This window comes from Streptomyces sp. NPDC051322 (genome assembly GCF_040689485.1).
Classification (GTDB): domain Bacteria; phylum Actinomycetota; class Actinomycetes; order Streptomycetales; family Streptomycetaceae; genus Streptomyces.
The window spans coordinates 27,478-45,408 of record NZ_JBFBAK010000013.1 but is presented as its reverse complement, the minus strand read 5'-3'; the positions used below and the strand labels follow the sequence as shown (position 1 = coordinate 45,408).

At 71.1% G+C, this 17,931-nt stretch carries 18 protein-coding genes; 6 read left to right on the top strand and 12 right to left on the bottom strand.

Annotation, left to right across the window (positions count from 1 at the left end):
- Positions 1–91: 91 nt before the first annotated feature.
- Positions 92–568, top strand: coding sequence for a DNA starvation/stationary phase protection protein (locus AB0436_RS26590; protein WP_366470462.1), 477 nt, complete (start codon positions 92–94; stop codon positions 566–568).
- Here the strand turns inward: AB0436_RS26590 and AB0436_RS26585 are convergent.
- From AB0436_RS26585 to AB0436_RS26570, 4 genes are all read right to left on the bottom strand, one after another.
- Positions 489–2,267, bottom strand: coding sequence for a SpoIIE family protein phosphatase (locus tag AB0436_RS26585; RefSeq protein ID WP_366470538.1), 1,779 nt, complete (start codon positions 2,265–2,267; stop codon positions 489–491). The genes AB0436_RS26590 and AB0436_RS26585 overlap by 80 nt on opposite strands.
- 176 nt (positions 2,268–2,443) lie before the next feature.
- Complete coding sequence (locus tag AB0436_RS26580) at positions 2,444–3,106, bottom strand: CBS domain-containing protein (protein WP_366470537.1); 663 nt, start codon at positions 3,104–3,106, stop codon at positions 2,444–2,446.
- Between the two features lie 178 nt (positions 3,107–3,284).
- The gene (locus AB0436_RS26575) at positions 3,285–3,713 is read right to left on the bottom strand and encodes a hypothetical protein (RefSeq protein WP_366470461.1); all 429 of its coding nucleotides are present in this window, start codon (positions 3,711–3,713) and stop codon (positions 3,285–3,287) included.
- Positions 3,714–3,768: 55 nt separating this feature from the next.
- A complete protein-coding gene (locus AB0436_RS26570; RefSeq protein WP_366470460.1) occupies positions 3,769–4,467 on the bottom strand; it encodes a helix-turn-helix domain-containing protein in 699 nt (232 codons plus the stop codon).
- A gap of 72 nt (positions 4,468–4,539) precedes the next feature.
- Here AB0436_RS26570 and AB0436_RS26565 point away from each other — a divergent pair, with 72 nt between their 5' ends.
- The gene (locus tag AB0436_RS26565; protein WP_366470459.1) at positions 4,540–4,890 is read left to right on the top strand and encodes a hypothetical protein; all 351 of its coding nucleotides are present in this window, start codon (positions 4,540–4,542) and stop codon (positions 4,888–4,890) included.
- On the top strand, positions 4,887–5,285 hold the full coding sequence (locus AB0436_RS26560) for a hypothetical protein (RefSeq protein WP_366470458.1): 399 nt from the start codon (positions 4,887–4,889) through the stop codon (positions 5,283–5,285). The genes AB0436_RS26565 and AB0436_RS26560 overlap by 4 nt, the downstream gene beginning before the upstream one ends.
- 32 nt (positions 5,286–5,317) lie before the next feature.
- Here the strand turns inward: AB0436_RS26560 and crcB (AB0436_RS26555) are convergent, their stop codons facing one another.
- The 3 genes from crcB (AB0436_RS26555) to crcB (AB0436_RS26545) are packed head-to-tail and all read right to left on the bottom strand — an operon-like array spanning position 5,318 to position 6,500.
- Entirely contained in the window at positions 5,318–5,692 is a 375-nt protein-coding gene (gene crcB / locus AB0436_RS26555; RefSeq protein WP_366470457.1) for a fluoride efflux transporter CrcB, read from the bottom strand.
- Complete coding sequence (locus AB0436_RS26550; RefSeq protein WP_366470456.1) at positions 5,689–6,039, bottom strand: DUF190 domain-containing protein; 351 nt, start codon at positions 6,037–6,039, stop codon at positions 5,689–5,691. The genes crcB (AB0436_RS26555) and AB0436_RS26550 overlap by 4 nt, the downstream gene beginning before the upstream one ends.
- Positions 6,036–6,500: a fluoride efflux transporter CrcB gene (gene crcB / locus AB0436_RS26545; RefSeq protein WP_366470536.1), complete on the bottom strand. Its 465-nt coding sequence runs from the start codon at positions 6,498–6,500 to the stop codon at positions 6,036–6,038. Before crcB (AB0436_RS26545) ends, AB0436_RS26550 begins: the two co-directional genes overlap by 4 nt.
- 283 nt (positions 6,501–6,783) lie before the next feature.
- Between crcB (AB0436_RS26545) and AB0436_RS26540 the strand changes: the two genes are divergently transcribed.
- Positions 6,784–7,239 (top strand): cyclic nucleotide-binding domain-containing protein, encoded by a 456-nt coding sequence (locus AB0436_RS26540; RefSeq protein WP_366470455.1) that lies wholly within the window; start codon positions 6,784–6,786, stop codon positions 7,237–7,239.
- A 25-nt stretch (positions 7,240–7,264) separates the two neighbouring features.
- On the opposite strand, the gene AB0436_RS26535 is transcribed toward AB0436_RS26540, so the two are convergent.
- A complete protein-coding gene (locus AB0436_RS26535; protein ID WP_366470454.1) occupies positions 7,265–7,891 on the bottom strand; it encodes a phosphatase PAP2 family protein in 627 nt (208 codons plus the stop codon).
- 226 nt (positions 7,892–8,117) lie between these two features.
- Between AB0436_RS26535 and AB0436_RS26530 the strand changes: the two genes are divergently transcribed.
- Complete coding sequence (locus tag AB0436_RS26530; protein WP_366470453.1) at positions 8,118–10,556, top strand: SpoIIE family protein phosphatase; 2,439 nt, start codon at positions 8,118–8,120, stop codon at positions 10,554–10,556.
- Positions 10,557–10,567: 11 nt separating this feature from the next.
- On the opposite strand, the gene AB0436_RS26525 is transcribed toward AB0436_RS26530, so the two are convergent.
- The 4 genes from AB0436_RS26525 to AB0436_RS26510 form a co-directional block, all read right to left on the bottom strand.
- Entirely contained in the window at positions 10,568–12,112 is a 1,545-nt protein-coding gene (locus AB0436_RS26525) for an FAD-dependent oxidoreductase (protein WP_366470452.1), read from the bottom strand.
- A 9-nt stretch (positions 12,113–12,121) separates the two neighbouring features.
- Complete coding sequence (locus AB0436_RS26520; protein ID WP_366470451.1) at positions 12,122–13,033, bottom strand: diiron oxygenase; 912 nt, start codon at positions 13,031–13,033, stop codon at positions 12,122–12,124.
- A 204-nt stretch (positions 13,034–13,237) separates the two neighbouring features.
- Positions 13,238–13,654, bottom strand: a complete 417-nt coding sequence (locus AB0436_RS26515; protein ID WP_366470535.1) for a DUF6098 family protein — start codon at positions 13,652–13,654, stop codon at positions 13,238–13,240.
- Between the two features lie 139 nt (positions 13,655–13,793).
- On the bottom strand, positions 13,794–16,571 hold the full coding sequence (locus tag AB0436_RS26510; RefSeq protein WP_366470449.1) for a SpoIIE family protein phosphatase: 2,778 nt from the start codon (positions 16,569–16,571) through the stop codon (positions 13,794–13,796).
- A gap of 256 nt (positions 16,572–16,827) precedes the next feature.
- Between AB0436_RS26510 and AB0436_RS26505 the strand changes: the two genes are divergently transcribed.
- Positions 16,828–17,853 (top strand): glycosyl hydrolase 53 family protein, encoded by a 1,026-nt coding sequence (locus tag AB0436_RS26505; protein WP_366470447.1) that lies wholly within the window; start codon positions 16,828–16,830, stop codon positions 17,851–17,853.
- Positions 17,854–17,931 lie beyond the last annotated feature (78 nt).

Genomic DNA, 17,931 nt, shown 5'->3' with positions numbered 1-17,931 from the left:
GCCGCCCGGATCGGCGGGTAGCCGAAACGACAGCATCAGCCACAGCACGAAGTGGCACGCACCGAGTGAGAGCACAAGGGAGCACGCACCGATGACTGACACCGTGAAGAGCACGCTGCCCGCCGCCGCACGGGAGACCACCGGGGACGCCCTGCAGGGCGCGTTGGTGGATCTGCTCGGCCTCTCCCTGCTGGCCAAGCAGGTCCACTGGAACGTGGTCGGGCCCCGTTTCCGCTCCGTCCACCTGCAGCTCGACGAGGTGGTCACCGCTTCCCGCGACTACGCGGACACGGTCGCCGAGCGCTGCTCCGCGATCGGTGTCGCACCCGACGGGCGCATCACCGCGCTGGCCAAAACGACCGAGCTGCCGGAGCCGGCCACCGGCTGGATCTCGGACGACGACGTGGTGGCCCTCCTGGTGGACGCACTGGGCGGCGCGATCACCCGGATGCGGGAGCGGATCGCCGCCACCGACCAGCCCGACCCGGTCAGCCAGGATCTGCTGATCGGGCTGACCGCGGAGCTCGAGAAGCAGCGCTGGATGTTCCAGGCCGAGAACCACGCCTGAGCAGATCGTCCTCGGCCGGCCGGAGTCCGGCCTCGGTGCCGGGCGGGCCGGTCGGCGCGGGCCGGCCGGGCTGCCGGATCCGGGAGGCGAGGACGGCGATGTCGTCCTCCGCGTGCCGGCCGAACCGATCCAGTACCTCGTCCAGCAGATCCTCCAGGCCGCCACCGGCCGGCAAGGTGAGACCGGTCAGCCGCCCCAGGGACACGTCGATGTCCTCGCCGCGCCGCTCCACCAGCCCGTCGGTGTACAGGAACAGGACGGAGCCGGGGGGACAGGGCAGCGTGGTGACCTCGTACCCGCCCAGCCCGGTGCCGAGTGGCGGTCCTACCGGTATCTCGGCGAGCCGGGCACCGGTCGCCGGGCCGATGAGCACCGGCGGCAGATGACCGGCGCTCGCCACGTCGCATGTCCCGCGGAACCGGTCGACGACCGCGAGCAGGCAGGTGGCGGCCCGGTCGAACCCGGATCTCTCGACCATGCGGTCGAGCTGCTCCAGGATGACGTGCGGTGACAGGTCGTCGACGGCCAGGACCCGGAGCATCGAGCGGTAATGGCTCATGGCGACCGCCGCTTCCACCCCATGGCCCATCACATCGCCCATCACCTTCAAATGACGGGCATCCGAGAGCGGCAGCACATCGAACCAGTCGCCGCCGACCATCGCACCGGGGCCGGACGCCAGATAGCGGGTGGCGACCTCGACGTGCGGGTGGGGTTCGTGCGGTTCGGAGAGCAGCGAACGCTGGAGTTCCAGGGCGATGCCGCGCTCGCGGGCATACCGCCGGGCGTGATCCAGGTCGATCGCCGCCCGGCCCGCCAGTTCCCGGGCCACCACCACATCGTCATCGGTGAATTCGGGCGAACCATCGGCCCGTACGAGCGTCAAGGAGCCCAACGGCCGGCCCCGCGCGGTCAGCGGCACGACGCACGAGGAGTGGAATCCGAGCGCCCGGTAGTCGGCGACCCGCTCGGGGTTGGGAGCGGAAACGCTGATCTGCTCGTCGCTGTACATATTGATCAGGACCGGTCGGCCGGTCGCCAGGCAGCGGGGAATCGCCCCGCCCTCCTGGTAGTCCACGTACTGCCCCGGCCGTCCGAACCGCTTCACCGCTTCCCGCAACCTCGGAACGGCGGCCATGCCCGCCCTGCGCAGCCGCACCACCCCGGTCGGGGCCGGCCGGACGGAGTGACCGACCTCCGGGGGGAAGATCTCGACGCTCGCCGCGTCGGCGAGGTCCGGAACCACGAATTCCGCGAGCTCACGGCAGGTGGTGTCCAAGTCGAGGGTGGTGCCGATGCTGGTGGATGCGGTGTCCAGCAGCGTCAGGTGCCGCCGGGCCTGCTCGAGCCGTTCCTGCTGGTGAACGTCGGCACTGACCTCCAGGACGATGCCGAGCAGGCCCCACACGCGTCCGTCCCGTTCGAGGCGGTGGTAGACGCCGTGCCAGTAGCGGGTTTCCGGGCCCGATGACGCGGGTGTCTGCCCGCTCGTCGTCACCTCGCGGGGCTGCCCGCCCTCGAGCACCTCGCGCAGCAGGCTCTCCTTCGCGTCGATGCCGGGCAGTACTTCGGAGATGGTCCGGCCCAGGTGGGCGGCGGCCGGGATGCCGTTGAGCCGTTCGAGCGCCGGGTTGACGTACAGGTAGCGAAGCCGGGTGTCGAGCAGGGCGACGCCCGCCATGGTGTCTCCGAGCAGCATGCCGACGGCTGCCGCGTCGAACGGCAGGGCCTCCTGCGCTTCGGCGGACAAGGCAACCTCCCCGGGACGGTTCCTGTATCCCATGGTCGGCCGCTCGGCGCCCCGGCGCATCCGACCGGTACCTGACGTCTGTGTGCCGGGACCACCGGCCACCGCAGCCGGAACCGGTCAAGCGGCTACGGGCCGACGTCCTGGCTGTCGTCGATGCCGTACTCCAGCCGGTCGAGCACGTCGACCACCCCGTCGACGTCCCGGCACAGGCGGACCGCGATCGGGATCACGCTCCTGCGCTCGACGAACCCGCTGAGCGTGACATGGCCGTCGGCGACGTCGACCGTGATCGCCGAGGGCGGCAGTCCCAGGGTTCTGGTGAGGACTCCCTCGAGCACTTCCTCCCGGATCGCCCGATCCCGGCGCAGGAAGATCTGCAGCAGATCGCTGCGGCTGATCACCCCGACCAGTCGGCCGTCGCCGTCGACCACCGGCAGACGCTTGACCCTTCTGACCTCCATCACCCAGCCGGCCTCGACGATCGTCCACAGCGGGCGGGCGACGACGGCGGGGCCGGTCATCAGCCCTTCGGCCGTGGTCGCGTCGGCCTTGCGCATGTCATCACGGACCCGCCGCTGTTCGGTGACACGCGGCTGCTCATGGCCGTCCGGGAGGACCGCGGTCAGGCCGAGCAGTTTGCGGAGCAGGTCGGCCTCGGAGACCACGCCCACCGGGCGCTCCTCGTCGTCCACCACGGGCACCGCCGAGATGTGGTGCTCAGCGAGCAGTTGTGCGATCTCCTTGAGGAAGGTGCCCCGCTGCACGCGCACCACATCCGTCGTCATCATGTCGCCGACGGTCCGGCTCGACGTCACGCGGAATCACCCTGCCTTTCCTGGCCCACCACCGGATCGGCCGCTCGTCGTTCCGGCCGTCCCGCTTCCCTGGTCAGTGTTCTCCTGACCCGTCCCCGGAACGCGCAGATCGGTGCCGAGAGATTCTCGCGCCGGTCACACCCGTGGTGGATCACCGGGCGAACAGGCAGCTGCCGAGGGCTATCAGTGCCGGCACCTTGACCGCCTCGAAGGCGATGTAGAACACATGGGCGGAGGAGCGGGGCAGCTCCTCCCCCGCGAGCACCCGGTCGGAGCGTCGGTTGAGCCGGGGCCGGATCACCGCGAGCTGTCCCGCGAGCAGGACCGCCGCCACCGCCGTGAGCACGGCGACCGGCAGAGTCGGCTGCCCGGTCGCGACCAGCACGATCACCGCGACCGCCAGGACCGCTTCCACCAGATTGAGGGCCCGGAACACCAGGCGTCCGATCGCGAGCCCGATCGGGACGGTGACCCCCGGGGCCCGGAACTTCAACGGTGTCTCCAGGAAGGAGATCGCCAGCACCATGCCGAGCCATACGAAGGTAACGGCGCCGGCCGCCGCTGCTGACGGGGTGTTCACAGGTTCTCCCAGGGACGGTTGCTTCTCATACGGCAGGCGCTCGTGCGGCGGGTGCTCATGCGGCGGGCGTGAGGTGGGCAAGGCAGGCGTCGGGCTCGACGAACGGTTCGAGCCGGGTGGCCTCGACGGGGGCCCGCAGCTCCGCCAGGGCGCCCTGCATCAGGCCCAGGTGGAGCGGGCAGACGATCGGTCCGAACTCTTCGGCGAGTTCGAGGAAGGGGCAGTGCCGCAGCCGCAGACCCTCGGGCACTTCGTCGCCGCCGTCCACGGCCTCCGGTTCGAAGCCCAGCTCGGCCAGCAGTCCGGTGAGCCGCCCGACCGATTCCGCGCCGGTCGCCCGGTGGAACGGAGGCGGCTGCTCGACCAGGTACCGCCCCCAACTCCGGCCGGCCTCGGTGGCCTCCGCCCCCGCGTCGGGCCCGGTCGACGCCAGCCGGCTGAGCAGGATCCTCGCCAGCAGGTGGTACCCGCGGCGCCCGCCGCGGTCCATCCCGGGCCGCGGTGCGTACACCGTACGAGGACGGCCCGGCCCGACGAGCTTCTCCAGTGTCCGCTCCACCGCGCCCTGCGATACCAGAGCGTCCAAGTGGAAGCGGACCGTGTTGGGATGCACTCCGACCCGCTCCGCCACCTCGTTGACCCCCAGCGGGGTCTCGGCTTCACGCAGCAGGTCAAGCACCATGCGGCGGCGCGGGGTTACCGCGGGGCCGCGCTGGTCGTCGGGCACTGTGTCCTCCTCACGTCCGGCGCGCATTCTCCACGGCGTAATTTCTACGAATGATACATGTAAGAATAGGGACCACTAGATGGGACGAGAGGAAACAACGTGGCGCCGTCTTCCGAGATCTACGTCCAGTCGACCGATACGGATCCGAGCGTCCGGGCCCGCGCCGTGGTGCGACAGGAGCATCGGCCCCTGCGGGACGGACTCGCGGCTCTCACCACGACGGGCGCCGCACCCGAGGCGCTGGTCGACTTCTGCACCGGCGAGCTGCGCGACAGCCTCTCGGCCGCCGACGAAACGCTCTGGGCGCCAGCCTCCGGTGCGGCCGAAACCCGGCTGCTGGTCCGGGCGTTGCGCGTCAGCAGGGCCGCGATCGATCGGCACATCGACGAGCTCGCCGCCGGCGACACCGGAGCTGTGACAGGTCCGCACCGGGCGGGTGGCGGCCGGTGAGTGACAGCGCTCCGGTGCCCCGCGCCCTCTACGACGTCAACGCCCTGACCGATCAGCCACCGGAAACGTCCGGGGCCGTCTGGCGGTTGGCCGAATCCGGACGCCAGCTCGACGCCAACGTCGTCCATCTGCCACCGCTGCAGCGCGTCGACACCCACACCGAAGCGGAGTTGGACGTCCTGCTGCTGGTCGTCGCCGGCCGGGGCACGCTGGGCACCGAGGAAGGGTCCGAACCGCTCGGCGAGGGACGGCTGATCTGGCTGCCGCACGGCTCCACCCGCTCCGTGACCGCGGGCGCCGAGGGCCTGTCCTACCTCACCGTGCACCGGCGCCGCCCCGGTATGCGGATCGGCCACCACCCATCCGGCCCGCGCCCGACCTCCGCAAGCGACTGAAAGACCGCCGGGAAGCGGCGCGGTGCGCCGCCTCAGCCCCAGAATGCCTGGGCCAGCGCCGCCCCCACGAAGGCGGCGCCGAGTCCGGCCACGACACTCGCCGCCACGTTGGCCAGGGCGAAGAAGCGGGCCCCGTCCTCGGCCAGGCGCATGGTCTCGTAGGAGAACGTCGAATACGTCGAAAGCGCCCCGCACAGCCCGGTGCCGACGAACAACTGCACCTGGGAGGAGGCCGCCCCGGCGGTCACCGCACCGGTGAGCAGGCCGAGTACCAGGCAGCCGCTGACGTTGACGGCGAAGGTGCCCCAGGGGAACACCGTGTCGTGCCGGGACTGGACCGTGCGGTCCGTGAGATAACGCAGCGGGGCGCCGATCGCCGCTCCGACGATCACCAGCAGCCAGTTCACCGATCCTCCGTGTCGCGGCCGACGCCGGTAAGGACGACTTCGCAGTGGTCGAGCATGACGAGCCCCTCGGGGACCAGCTCGTCGAGTTGCGGAAGAAACCCGCGGATCCGTTCCTCGGTGTCGACGATCATGATCGCCACCGGCAGGTCCTCGCTCAGCGACAGCAGCCGACTGGTGTGGATCAGAGCGGAAGCGCCGTATCCCTCGATGCCCCGGAAGACGGAGGCACCCGCCAGCCCCGACCGGTGCGCCCGGTGCACGATCTCGGTGAAGAGCGGCTTGTGGTGCCAGACATCGCACTCACCGATGAGAATGGTGAGCCGCACGGCCGGTCCGGTCAGCCTCATCGCTGCCTCCGTTCGAAGATCCGGCGGGTCAGCGTGACCGCGGTCCAGACCGCTGTGACCGCCGCGAGCAGGGTGAGTACCAGGTACACCAGGCCGGTCCGGGCATGTCCGTCATCGACCAGGCGCTGGATGTCGACCGCGTAGGTGGAGAAGGTGGTGAAGCCGCCCAGGACGCCGGTGCCGAAGAACGGACGGACCAGCCGGTGGGCCGACCGGACATCGGTGATGATCACCATGAAGACGCCGATGACCGCACAGCCGATGACGTTGACCAGCAGCGTCGTCCAGGGGAAGGTGCCGGCCTCGGTGGGCCAGAGCAGGGCGGCACCGTAGCGCGCGCAGGCTCCGATGCTGCCGCCGAGCGCGACCACGGCCACGACCGGCAGTTGCCCGCGTCGCAGCTGTCTGCGCTGCGCGGAGACGTGCAGGTCGAGGTCGGGGTCGACAGGCCCGTTCAGCATGGGTGCCGGACGCTTTGCCACGTGGTTCTCCTACTCGCCGGGCAGGGCGGTGCAGCCGAGTGCACGCCGTCGCAAGTAGGGACCGTTGGCGGCGTCGTCACCGCGGTTCGGGTACGGCGGGCCCCACCGCCGCGATGGTGGTTCGGAGAACAGCCATCGGGACGAGTTTATCGCGTGCGGAGGCCCCGCTCCTGTCGGCCCGGCATGGCGACTCGAGGTGCCGCGCAGGCCCGCTCGGAGGTGCAATGGAAGGAGATAGGGATCGTCGGCAAGGAGGCCCCGGATGCCCAAGGCGACGCGATTGCTGACCGTGCTCCCGCCCGAGTACCGCGAACGCCTGCTGGAGCTGGCGCACGACGTCTCCTTCCCGCAAGACGCACGGATCTTCGAAGAAGGGGGCACGGCGGACCGGTTCCTGGTGATCCGCTCGGGCACGGTCGCACTGGATCTGGAGGTGCCCGGCCGTCGCCGGATGACGGTCGGCACGCTGAGCATCGGCGATCTGCTCGGCTGGTCGTGGCTGTTCCCGCCGCACGAATGGGACTTCGGAGCTGAGGCGTTCAGCCCGGTGCGGGCCCACGAGTTCGACGGCCCCGCGGTCCGCTCACTGTGCGAGTCGGAGCCGGCACTGGGTTTCGTACTGACCCGAGCCATCGCCAAGATCCTCGCGCACCGGCTCGAGATGACCCGCGGGAAACTGCTCGACCAGTACGCGCTGCACGGCGGCCCGTACATGTGAGAGGCCGGGCCCGCCGACCGCCCGGTTACACGGGGGCGGTGAGCAGCGGTCGCAGTACGCCGTCGCTCAGCCGGGCGACCAGCGGTACGGCGAATCGACGTGCGGTCCAGGTGGCGGCGAACCCCACGACGCCCCCGACCACGAGCGCGGCCAGTACGTCGTGCGGGTAGTGGGCGCCGACGTAGACCCGGGACGCCGCCATCAGCAGAGTGAACACAGCGGCCAGGGCGCTCAGCCGCCGGTCGACGAGGAACAGCGCGGCTGCGACGGCCGCCGCGACGGTGGTGTGGTTGCTGGGGAAGGCGTAGTCATTGACCGGCGGGCACTTCTCGATCAGGAAGTCGTGCGGCAGCGCACGACAGGGCCGGGGTTCGACGAAGACCGACTTGATGCCGTCGTTGACGAGGTAGGCGAGCACGGCGGCGACCGGGGCCGCCAGAGCCGCTGTCATGACGGCGTGCCCCTGTCGCCGTGCGATCCACCAGCCCACCAGCATGAAGACGGCGAACAGAGCGATGCCGTAGCTGGTGAATTCGGACACCGTTCCGTTCAGCCAGTGGGTGTGGCGCGCGAAATCGGTGACGTCGCCGTACAGGCCGCCGTCGATGCCTGCGCCGTCCAGGGCGTGCCCGGCGAGGGTCGTAGTCGTCATCGGGTAGAGGCCTCCGGAGCGAGGGGGTGTGCGCAGGCGGGCTAAGGGTCTACAGAACTGTAGTCGATGAAGCCGGGCGGTGCTTTTCGCCCGGCTGGGCCCGACTGGAACCGACTGGGACCGACTGAAACCGACTGGAGAAGTTTTGCACGGTTCGGGCCATCGCTTGCTCCCGGCCGGACGGCGGCTCATGGTGGAGAGACCGAGGCGAAGGCGGTCGAGCGGTATGACGCGATCCGAAAGCGCCGGGGACGACCGCACGGCGTGGCCGGAGGATCCCGTCGACGAGGCGGCCAGCGCCCGGGCCACCGTCAATCCGCACGGCGTCGTGTCCGGTTGGAGTGAGGGCGCGCGTCGGCTGCTCGGCTACCGGGCCGCGGAGATCGTCGGCCGGACCGCGACCGTACTGCTCGCCGGTGATCCGCCCGCCGAGGTGCTGCGGTCGTTGGAGACCCGGCCGAGGTGGACGGGGCCGGCGACGCTGCTGCACCGGGACGGCCACCACGTCACGGTGAACGTGCTGGCCCAGCGCCCGGCGCCGATGGGGACGACCGGCGAACCCGGCGGGGGCGGCCACTGGCTGCTGGTCACCCCGCTCGTCCGCCCACCCGAGCCGTCCCAGGACGACGCGCTGCTGATGTGGTCGTTCTCCCAGTCGCCGTCCACCATGGCGCTCTACGACACCGGCCTGCGGCTGCGGCGGGCGAACGCCCGCATGGAACGGGCGACGGGCCTGTCCGAGGCGGAGATGCGGGGGCTACGGGTTCCAGAGGTCGTGGTCCACCCGGAGAGCGACCGAACGGAGGAGTCCATGCGGCGGGCGCTGGCAACGGGCGAACAGCAGCACCTGCGGCAGACCCTGCGCCTGACGACACACGAGCGCGAGAGCGTGTGGACGACGTCGCTCACTCCGGTGCGGGACGCCGACGGGACGATACGGGGCGTGCTCCTTTCCGCGCACGACATGACCGAGGAGCACCTGGCCCGGGCACGGCTGGCGCTGCTCAACGACGCCAGCATCCGCATCGGCAGCACCCTGGACCTCCCGCGCACCGCGCAAGAACTGACCGACGTGGCCACTCCCCGCCTCGCCGACTTCGCCACCGTCGACCTGCTCCCCTCCATCGAAGGCGGCACCGACCCACGCGCCGGCGTGCCGAGCAGCCCCGTGGTGCTGCGCCGGGTCGCCGGCCAGTCCGTTCTGCCGGGCTGCCCCGAGGCCGTGGTCCGGCGCGGCGCGGTGGCGACCTACCCGGACACCTCACCGGCGGCCGAGTGCCTGGCCCTGGGCCGGCCGCTGATCCGGGCGGTGACCGACCCCGGGGTGGCCAGCTGGGAGAGCGAGGACCCGGACCGGGCCGAGCGGGTGCGACGGTACGGCTTCCATTCGGTGCTGGCCGTGCCGATGCGGGCCCGCGGCATCACGCTCGGCGTCGCCACCTTCTCCCGCCACCGGCGTCCGGAGCCCTTCGAGCAGGACGACCTGCTGCTGGCCGAGGAGATCACCGCCAGGGCCGCGGTATGCATCGACAACGCCCGCCGCTACACCCGCGAGCGCCGTACCTCCCTCGCCCTGCAGAGCAGCCTGCTGCCGCAGCGCCTCCCCGAGCAGGCCGCGGTGGAGGTCGCATCCCGCTACCTGCCCGCCCGTGCCCAGTCGGGGGTCGGCGGCGACTGGTTCGACGTGATTCCGCTGTCCGGCGCCCGGGTCGCGCTCGTCGTCGGCGACGTCGTCGGCCACGGCATTCAGGCCTCGGCCGCCATGGGAAGGCTGCGCACCGCCGTACGCACGCTGGCCGATGTCGATCTGCCGCCGGACGAACTGCTGACGCACCTGGACGATCTGGTCATCCACCTGGCCGAGGCCGGCAGCACCGGCGACACCGGCGGTGACATCGGGGCCACCTGTCTGTACGCCGTCTACGACCCGGTCTCCCGGGTCTGCACCCTCGCCCGCGCGGGTCACCCGACGCCCGCGGTGGTCACCCCGGACGGCGCGGTGGAGTTCATCGACCTCCCCGCGGGCCCGCCGCTGGGCCTGGGCGGCCTGCCCTTCGAGGCGACCGAGATCGAACTGCCCGAGGGCAGCCTCCTCGCCCTGTACACCGACGGTCTCCTCGAAACCCGGGGCCGCGACATCGACGAAGGCGTCGACACGCTGCGGGACGTGCTGGCCCGGCCGGAGGAGTCGTTGGAAAGGCTCTGCGACACCGTGCTCCGGGCCATGTTGCCGGACAGGCCTACCGACGACGTGGCGCTGCTGGTGGCCCGTACGCGCGCGCTGGACACGGCCCACGTCGCCACCTGGAACGTGCCGGCCGATCCGGCAGCGGTCCCCGACGCACGTAAGAACGCGTGCCGGCAGCTGGCCGAATGGGGCCTGGAGGAAGCCGTGTTCGTCACCGAACTCGTCGTCAGCGAACTCGTCACGAACGCCATCCGCTACGGCGGCGCCCCCATCCGGCTCCGGCTGATCCGCGACCGCAACCTCATCTGTGAGGTCTCCGACAGCAGCAGCACCGCCCCGCACCTGCGCCGGGCGCGCGTTTTCGACGAAGGCGGCCGAGGGCTGCTGCTGGTCGCCCAGCTCACCCAGGGCTGGGGCACCCGCCAGACGTACACCGGCAAGACGATCTGGGCCGAACAGACGCTCCCCGCCGACTGACGGACCGGGGCTCAGCGAGAAGCCGCCCGGCGGCTGCGGCGCCGCGCGAGCCGGTGGAACGCGCTCGGGGCGCGGGTCGGCGCGGGCAGCGCGCCGGAGACCGCGTCGGCCAGCAGCGTGCCGACCGTCTCGGCCGCGCAGGCCCGGTTGGCGCCGATGCCGCCGGAGGGGCCGCGTTTGATCCAGCCCACCACATACGCGCCCGGCCGGCCGGTCACCCGCCCGCCCCGGTGCACGACGGTGCCGGTCGCCTCGTCGAACGGCAGCCCGGCCACCGGCACACCGCGGTATCCGATCGCCCGCAGCAGCAGGCCGGCGGGGATCTCCGCCTCCGACGGGCCGGCGCCGGCGTCCTGGGTCGAACCGTCCGTAACGCGCAGGCCCCGCACGCTTTCGCCGCCGAGTATCTCCCGGGGACCGGAATGGAAGCGGAAGACGATGCGCCGCCCCGGCGCCGGCCCGAGCGACCAGTCCACCCGGGCGCGGCCGACGCCCTGCAGGACCGCTGCTCTGTCGTTCGGCCCGGCGGCGTCGATCGACGTACCGATCCGCGGATCGTGGTCGTCCACCACCAGCCGCACACCGGACAGGTGCTTCAGCGCCAGCAACTCCGACCGGGTGTATGCCGCGTCCGCGGGCCCGCGGCGTCCGAGCAGCACCACCTCGCGTACCTTGCTCGCGCGCAGCGCTTCGAGTGCGTGCCCGGCGATGTCGGTGCCGGCCAGCGCCTCCGGGTCGCAGACCAGGATGCGGGCGACGTCGAGGGCGACGTTGCCGTTGCCGACGACGACCACCCGCTCGGCGGACAGGTCGACGGTGTCCGCCGCGACCTCCGGGTGGGCGTTGTACCAGGAGACGAACGTGGTCGCGGCGATACTGCCGGGCAGGTCCTCGCCCGGGATCCCGAGCCGGCGGTCGGTGGCCGCGCCCACCGCGTAGATGACCGCGTCATGGTGCGCGGCGAGTTCCTCCGCGGTGATGTCCCGGCCCACTTCGAGCCCCAGATGCGTGCGCACCCGGGGATGGGTGTGGAACCGGGCGAAGGTGTCACCGACCTTCCGCGTCGCGGGGTGGTCCGGCGCCACGCCGTACCGCACGAGGCCGCCCGCCACCGGCAGCCGGTCGACCAGGGTCAGCTGGGCGTTGGTGTGCAGCAGCAGGTCCTCGGCTGCGTACATGCCGGCCGGACCGGTGCCGACGACCGCGACCCGGATCGGCGCGAAGTCGGACGGCAGACTGCGCGCGAACGTCGGCGCACCCCAGGGGTGGAAGTTCGGTCCCTCGTCGACGCGTTCCGGCTCGACGCCCTCGAAGTACGCCGCGTTGATCGCGGCGTACTCCTGCTGCGTGTCGGGCAGGCTGTCCACCGGCAAGACCGCGTCCACCGGACAGGCGTCCGCACAAGCCCCGCAGTCGATACAGGTCCTGGGGTCGATGTACAGCATCTCCGTGCTGCCGAACGCCCGCTCCTGCGGTGTCGGGTGGATGCAGTTGACCGGGCAGGCGGCGATGCAGGTGGCGTCGCTGCAACAGGTCTGCGTGATGGCGTAGGTCATCTCGTCGGCTCAGATCAGGTTCGCACGCTTGTAGAACATCAGCGCCGGCTTGGTGAGCAGGCCGGCCGATGCCAGGAAGTCCATCAGCCCCGAACAGCTGGAGCGCATCATGGACTTGTGGTGCTCGTTGGCGCGCGCCTCGCCCACAGCGCGCGACGCGTCGAGTCCGGCGTTCGCGTAGACGTCCTTGTTCACCATGCTGGTGACGATGACGTAGGAAGCGATCGCGACGACGACGGCATGGATCCGGCGGCGCAGCCAGCCGGCCTTCTGCAGGCGCCTGCGCGTCTCGGCGCGGGCGAACTTCATGTGCCGGGACTCCTCGACGACATGGATGTTGTTGATGGTGCGGACGAACGGCGCGACGCGTTCGTCCCGCATCCAGTCGCGCTGCATGACGTCGAGGACCTCCTCGGCGACCAGGATCGCCGCGTACGCCGCCTCGCCGAAGGCAACCGTCTTGAAGGCCCTGCCCAGTTCCAGCGCGATCCTGCGGGGTCGATAGGCCGGTGCGCCGAGCTTCTCGGCGCCACGGGCGAACATGATCGAGTGCCGGCACTCCTCGGCGATCTCGGTGAGCGCCCACTGGACTTCCGCGCGGGTCGGGTCCTTGGCGTACACGTCGCGCAACACCATCTGCTGCAGGATCATTTCGAACCAGATGCCGGTGCTGGCGACCGATGCGGCCTCCTGCCGGGTCAGCTCCTTGCGCTGCTCATCGGTCAGTTCGCCCCAGTAGGCCGTGCCGTACAGCGTGCTCCACTCCGGGCTGGCACCGTGGAAACCCTTGTCCAGCGGTGTTTCCCAGTCCACCTCGGTGGCCGGGTCGTACGAAAGCGTCGCGGCCGAATCGAGCAACCGCCGTGCGACGTCGTCCTCCTGGCGGTCCCGGGTCTGCGGCCGAACGGTGCTGCTTGCCATGGTGCGGCTCCCTCGATTCGAGTCTGCAGGTCCTTGTTCGCTGGTGCGTAGGCGCGCGGCAGCCGTCGTCGTCACCGACGGGCAGCCCCGCACGGCTTGTTAGACGGACCGTATAACAAGGGCGCCGCCGGGCCTACCCCCCAGTAGGAACTGGTGCGCAGGATTTCCGGCGGCGCGGAGCCGTCGTAGGGAGCCGCCGGAAGGTCAGCGCCGCATCGGCCCCCAGGAGCGACGCAGCCGCATCACCTCGCGGACGGCGTCGTCGATCACCGCCAGGTCGATCCAGCTGACCGGCCGGACCTCGCACAGCAGCGGTTCGTTGTCCGGCCCCCGGCCCGCTTCCCGGCCGGACAGCGTCCACGGCCGGACATCGCCGTCGCGGTCCCGGCGGAGGTGCGAGTAGTCGTACAGACGCCGGGCCACCCACAACCCCACGGGCCGGTCGCCCCACCACGGCTCCAGCGCGAGAGCGTTCACGGACAGCCCCGGCAGGGGGACGCCGGTCAGGTGATCCGTACTGGTCGGGGAGCACAGATCGGCGGCGGGGCCACCGGACCACCGGACGTAGAGGTCCTGGCGCTCGACCACCAGGGACCCCAGCTCATCGAGGGAACGGGTCACTCCGAGCCGGGATTCGTCGTACGCGGGCCCGCCTCGTTCCCCTTCCTCGCAGCTCACCGTCGCCTCACCTCCCTGCACGCGCTCACCGCAAGTACCCGTGTCGCCCGGCTCCACGCACGGCGCACGACCCGGGCGATCGTCAGAGCAGATCCTCCAGCCCCGGCACCGGGACCACTGCATCCGGTTGTTGCGCGGTGAGGGACTGTTCCGTCCAGATGATCTTGCCGCGCGGGGTGTAGCGGGTGCCCCACCGTTCGGCGAGCTGGGAGATGAGGAAGAGGCCCCGGCCGCCCTCATCGGTGGTGGCCGCGTAGCGCAGGTGCGGGGAGGTGCTGCTGCCGTCGGAGACCTCGCAGATCAGTTTGCTGTTGTAGAGGAGCCGGACGCGGATGGGCTCAGCGCCGTAGCGGATGGCATTGGTGATCAGTTCGCTGAGGATGAGTTCGGCGGTGAAGGCGAGGTCGTCGAGACCCCAGGTGGCCAGTTGCCGGGAAGCCTCGGAGCGCACCCGGGCCACAGCGGCCGGATCGGCGGGCACGTCCCATTCGGCGATCCACTCCGCCGCCAGCCGGCGGGTGCGCGCCACCAGCAGGGCGACGTCGTCGACCGGGCGCGGAGGGAGCACGGACTCCAGGACCCGGGCGCAGATCTCCTCCGGGCTGCCGCCGGAGGAGCCGAGCGTGCGGGCCAGCAGGTCCAGGCCGGTGTCGATGTCCCGGTGGCGGTCCTCGATGAGCCCGTCCGTGAAGAGGACCAGCCGGCTGCCCTCCGGGAGCTGCACTTCGGTGGATTCGAAGGGCATGATGCACAGGCCCAGCGGCAGGCCGGCGGGCGCATCGGGAAACTCCACGCTTCCGTCGGGGTGTACGAGCGCCGGGCCGGGATGCCCGGCCCTGGCCATGGTGCAGTTGCCGGAGACCGGGTCATAGATCGCGTACAGGCAGGTGGCGCCGGTGATGCCCGCGCCGTCGCGCGCCCGCTCCTCCGCGTCGATGCGATCCACCAACTCGTCGAGGTGACCCAGCAGTTCATCGGGCGGCAGATCCAGGCTCGAGAAGTTGTGCACCGCTGTGCGCAGGCGGCCCATGGTGGCCGCCGCGTGCAGGCCGTGGCCCACCACATCGCCCACCACCAGGGCCACCCGCGCGCCGGGCAGCGGGATGATGTCGAACCAGTCACCGCCGACTCCGGCCCGCGCCGGCAGATACCGGTAGGCGACATCCAGGGCGCTCTGCTCGGGCAGCACCCTGGGCAGCAGGCTGCGCTGCAGCGTCACGGCCATGGCGTGCTCGTGGGTGTAGCGGCGGGCGTTGTCCACGGAGATCGCCGCCCGCGCCGTCAGCTCCTCCGCGAAGGACTTGTCCTCGTCGTCGAAGGGGCGGGGATCCTCCGCTCGCCAGAAGGTGGCCAGCCCCAGGACGACACCCCGCGCCCGCAGCGGAACAGTGACGAGGGAGTGCATCCCGTACTCCAGGATGTTCCGGATGGCCTCGGGTTCGTCCAGCTGCCAGGCGGACCCGGTCAGCTCCGGTTCCATCACGGCCTCCTCCCTGCTCAAGGCCGCAGCAGAGGGAGACGAGGGGCTGAAACGGATCACGCCGCCCGCGGGGAAGAGGGGGTGGTCCGCCCGGATGCCGCTGACGGCCGCCCGGCGCAGCGCGGCGCCGGCGTCCGTCGGCTCCTCGCCCTCCAGCACCGGATCCACCAGGTCGACGGTGACGAAGTCGGCGAAGGAGCCGGTAGCCACCTGCGCCAGTTCCTCCGCGGTGCGCACCACGTCCAGGGTCGTGCCGATCCGTACCCCGGCCTCATAGAGGAACGCCAGTCGCCCGCGCGCCGCCTCGGCCCTGCCGGTGAGCGCCGCGAGCTCCGTGGTGTCCCGGAGCGTGGCGACGGTGCCGGCGGTTCCGGCCTCCGGCCGGGTGCCCCGTACGTTGATGGCCAGCAGACGTTCCCCGGCAGGGTGGACCTCATCGGTGGCAACGCGTCCGGAGGCCAGCAGCCCTGCGGTGCGCGGCGACAGACCGAGCTCGCTGACGTGGCGCTGCTCGGAGTCGGGGGGCAGCCCGAGCAGCCGCCGGGCCTCGTCGTTGGCCAGCAGCAATCGACGGTCGGGCCCCAGGATGAGGACGCCCTCCTTGACGGCGTGCAGCACCGCGTCATGGTGGTCGTACATCCGTGTCATCTCCGCCGGGCCGAGCCCATGCGTCTGCCGGCGCAGACGTCGGCTCACCAGAGCGGAGCCGCCCGTGGCGAGCACCAGCGCAACGGCCGCGGCGCCGAGGAGCACCGGCATCTGCCCGTTCACCACGCCGGACACGTTCGCGATGTTGATGCCCGAGCTGACCAGGCCCACCACCGAGCCGCGGCTGTCCTTGACGGGCACGAGGGCCCGGACCGCGTCAGTGGGCGTTCCCTGGTACACCTCCGTGAAGGCCTCCCCCGCCGCGGCTCGCGCGATGTCGCCCGATGAACGCTTACCGATGAGGTGCGGCAGGGGGTCGGTGTAGCGCACCCCGTCGGTGTTCATGACGTCGAGGAAGTCGACCCCCGCGGCCCGGCCGGCTCGCACGGTCAGGGGCTGCAGCTCCGCCGTGGGGTCGGGGGCCCGCAGCGCCGCCACGAGGCCCGGGGCATTGGCGAACGATTCCGCTGCGGCGAGCGAACGGTGCGCGGCATCGCGCCGGCCGGCGGTACGGGCCTCGAGGAACAGCGCCACCGCTGCGGCGGCCACCAGCAGCACCACGAGGACCGCCTGAAAGACGAACACCTGACCGGCGACGCTGCGGGTCCCCCGAGTCCGACGCGGGCGCGGCCCGGCAGGGCTTGGCGTGGCCCCCTCGGTAGGTGTCGGGGCGGGCTCACGCCGGTGCGAGCCGAGGGCGGACCGAAGGAATCGACCGAAACGTCCAGACATAAGCCGTATCTAACACCGGGGCCTCTGCCGGGGCCGCCCGCCGAATCGCGCGCCGCAGCGCGGAAACGTCGGGGCGCCCCGGTCCGGCGGGACCTCCGCCGGTCCGCAGCAGGCGCTTTCAACGATTCTCGTCCGGCGTCTTGTCGGCACGAGCCGACGTGCCCTACCGTCCTTCCTCGAAGCATCGAAGCGCTTCGACGTGTCACCTCGTGTCCGCCGTCCCCCCACGTTCCCGACACTTGAGGAAGTCACCGCCATGAGTCCCCTCACCCGTCGCACACTCATCAAGAGCGCCGCGGTCGCCACCGCGGCCGTCGCGGGCGGCCCGGCGCTGTCCGCAGGACAGGCGTCCGCCGCCACGTTCGTCAAGGGCGCCGACATCAGCTGGCTGCCACAGATGGAGGCGGGCGGTTACACCTTCCGCAACTCGTCCGGCACCCAGCAGGACCTGTTCACGATCCTCAAGGGCTACGGCCTCGGCGCGGTCCGGTTGCGCACCTTCGTCAACCCCTCCAACGACCCGGGCAACGGCCACTGCAGCATCGCCGAGACCGCGGCGCTCGCCAAACGCGCCAAGGCGGCCGGCATGCAGGTGATGATCGACTATCACTTCGGGGACACCTGGAACTCCGTCGGCACGCAGAAACCGCCCGCCGCCTGGCAGAACATGTCCTACAGTCAGATGCTCGACGCGATGTACGACTACGTCTACCACACCATGAACGTGGTCAAAGCCAATGGCGTCACGCCCGCCTGGGTCCAGATCGGCAATGAGATCAACTCCGGAATCTGCGGCACCACCGGCTCGCTGGCCCACCACCCCGACCAGATGACCGGGCTGCTCAACGCCGCCCATGACATGGTCAAAGAGGTCTTCTCCGGCGCCCAGGTCCTCATCCACCTGGCCCAGCCGCAGAACTACGACTCCATCACCGCGTTCCTCAACGCCTACCGCGACCACGGCGGCGCCTGGGACGTCACCGCGTTCTCCTCCTACGGCAGCGCCGGTGTCGCCGCGGGCATCGTCGGCAACATGAACTCGGCCAGGAAGACGTACGGAAAGCCGGTCATGCAGGTCGAGTTCGGCGGCCGGTACGACCGGGCCGCTGCCACCGAGGCCGCCCTGCAGGCCTACATCAGCAACCTCAAGAGCATCGGCGCACTCGGCATTTTCTACTGGGAACCCGAGGTCTACGCCCCCTTCAACACCTACAACATGGGCGCCTGGGATCCGTCCACCCGCAGGCCGACCTCCGCGATGGACGGATTCCGCAACGCCTGAAGCAGGGAGCGGTGCCCGGCGTCACCAGCCCTCGTCCACGGACGGAGCTCGACCGGCAGAGCGGCGGGTCCGCGTACG

What these genes read in the sequence shown, in the direction of transcription:
- AB0436_RS26590 (WP_366470462.1), top strand. Translation starts at nt 92, where the DNA reads ATGACTGACACCGTGAAGAGCACGCTGCCCGCCGCCGCACGGGAGACC.
- AB0436_RS26585 (WP_366470538.1), bottom strand. Translation starts at nt 2,267, where the DNA reads ATGCTGCTCGGAGACACCATGGCGGGCGTCGCCCTGCTCGACACCCGG.
- AB0436_RS26580 (WP_366470537.1), bottom strand. Translation starts at nt 3,106, where the DNA reads ATGATGACGACGGATGTGGTGCGCGTGCAGCGGGGCACCTTCCTCAAG.
- AB0436_RS26570 (WP_366470460.1), bottom strand. Translation starts at nt 4,467, where the DNA reads ATGCGCGCCGGACGTGAGGAGGACACAGTGCCCGACGACCAGCGCGGC.
- AB0436_RS26550 (WP_366470456.1), bottom strand. Translation starts at nt 6,039, where the DNA reads ATGAGGCTGACCGGACCGGCCGTGCGGCTCACCATTCTCATCGGTGAG.
- crcB (WP_366470536.1), bottom strand. Translation starts at nt 6,500, where the DNA reads ATGCTGAACGGGCCTGTCGACCCCGACCTCGACCTGCACGTCTCCGCG.
- AB0436_RS26540 (WP_366470455.1), top strand. Translation starts at nt 6,784, where the DNA reads ATGCCCAAGGCGACGCGATTGCTGACCGTGCTCCCGCCCGAGTACCGC.
- AB0436_RS26535 (WP_366470454.1), bottom strand. Translation starts at nt 7,891, where the DNA reads ATGACGACTACGACCCTCGCCGGGCACGCCCTGGACGGCGCAGGCATC.
- AB0436_RS26530 (WP_366470453.1), top strand. Translation starts at nt 8,118, where the DNA reads ATGACGCGATCCGAAAGCGCCGGGGACGACCGCACGGCGTGGCCGGAG.
- AB0436_RS26525 (WP_366470452.1), bottom strand. Translation starts at nt 12,112, where the DNA reads ATGACCTACGCCATCACGCAGACCTGTTGCAGCGACGCCACCTGCATC.
- AB0436_RS26520 (WP_366470451.1), bottom strand. Translation starts at nt 13,033, where the DNA reads ATGGCAAGCAGCACCGTTCGGCCGCAGACCCGGGACCGCCAGGAGGAC.
- AB0436_RS26510 (WP_366470449.1), bottom strand. Translation starts at nt 16,571, where the DNA reads ATGTCTGGACGTTTCGGTCGATTCCTTCGGTCCGCCCTCGGCTCGCAC.
- AB0436_RS26505 (WP_366470447.1), top strand. Translation starts at nt 16,828, where the DNA reads ATGAGTCCCCTCACCCGTCGCACACTCATCAAGAGCGCCGCGGTCGCC.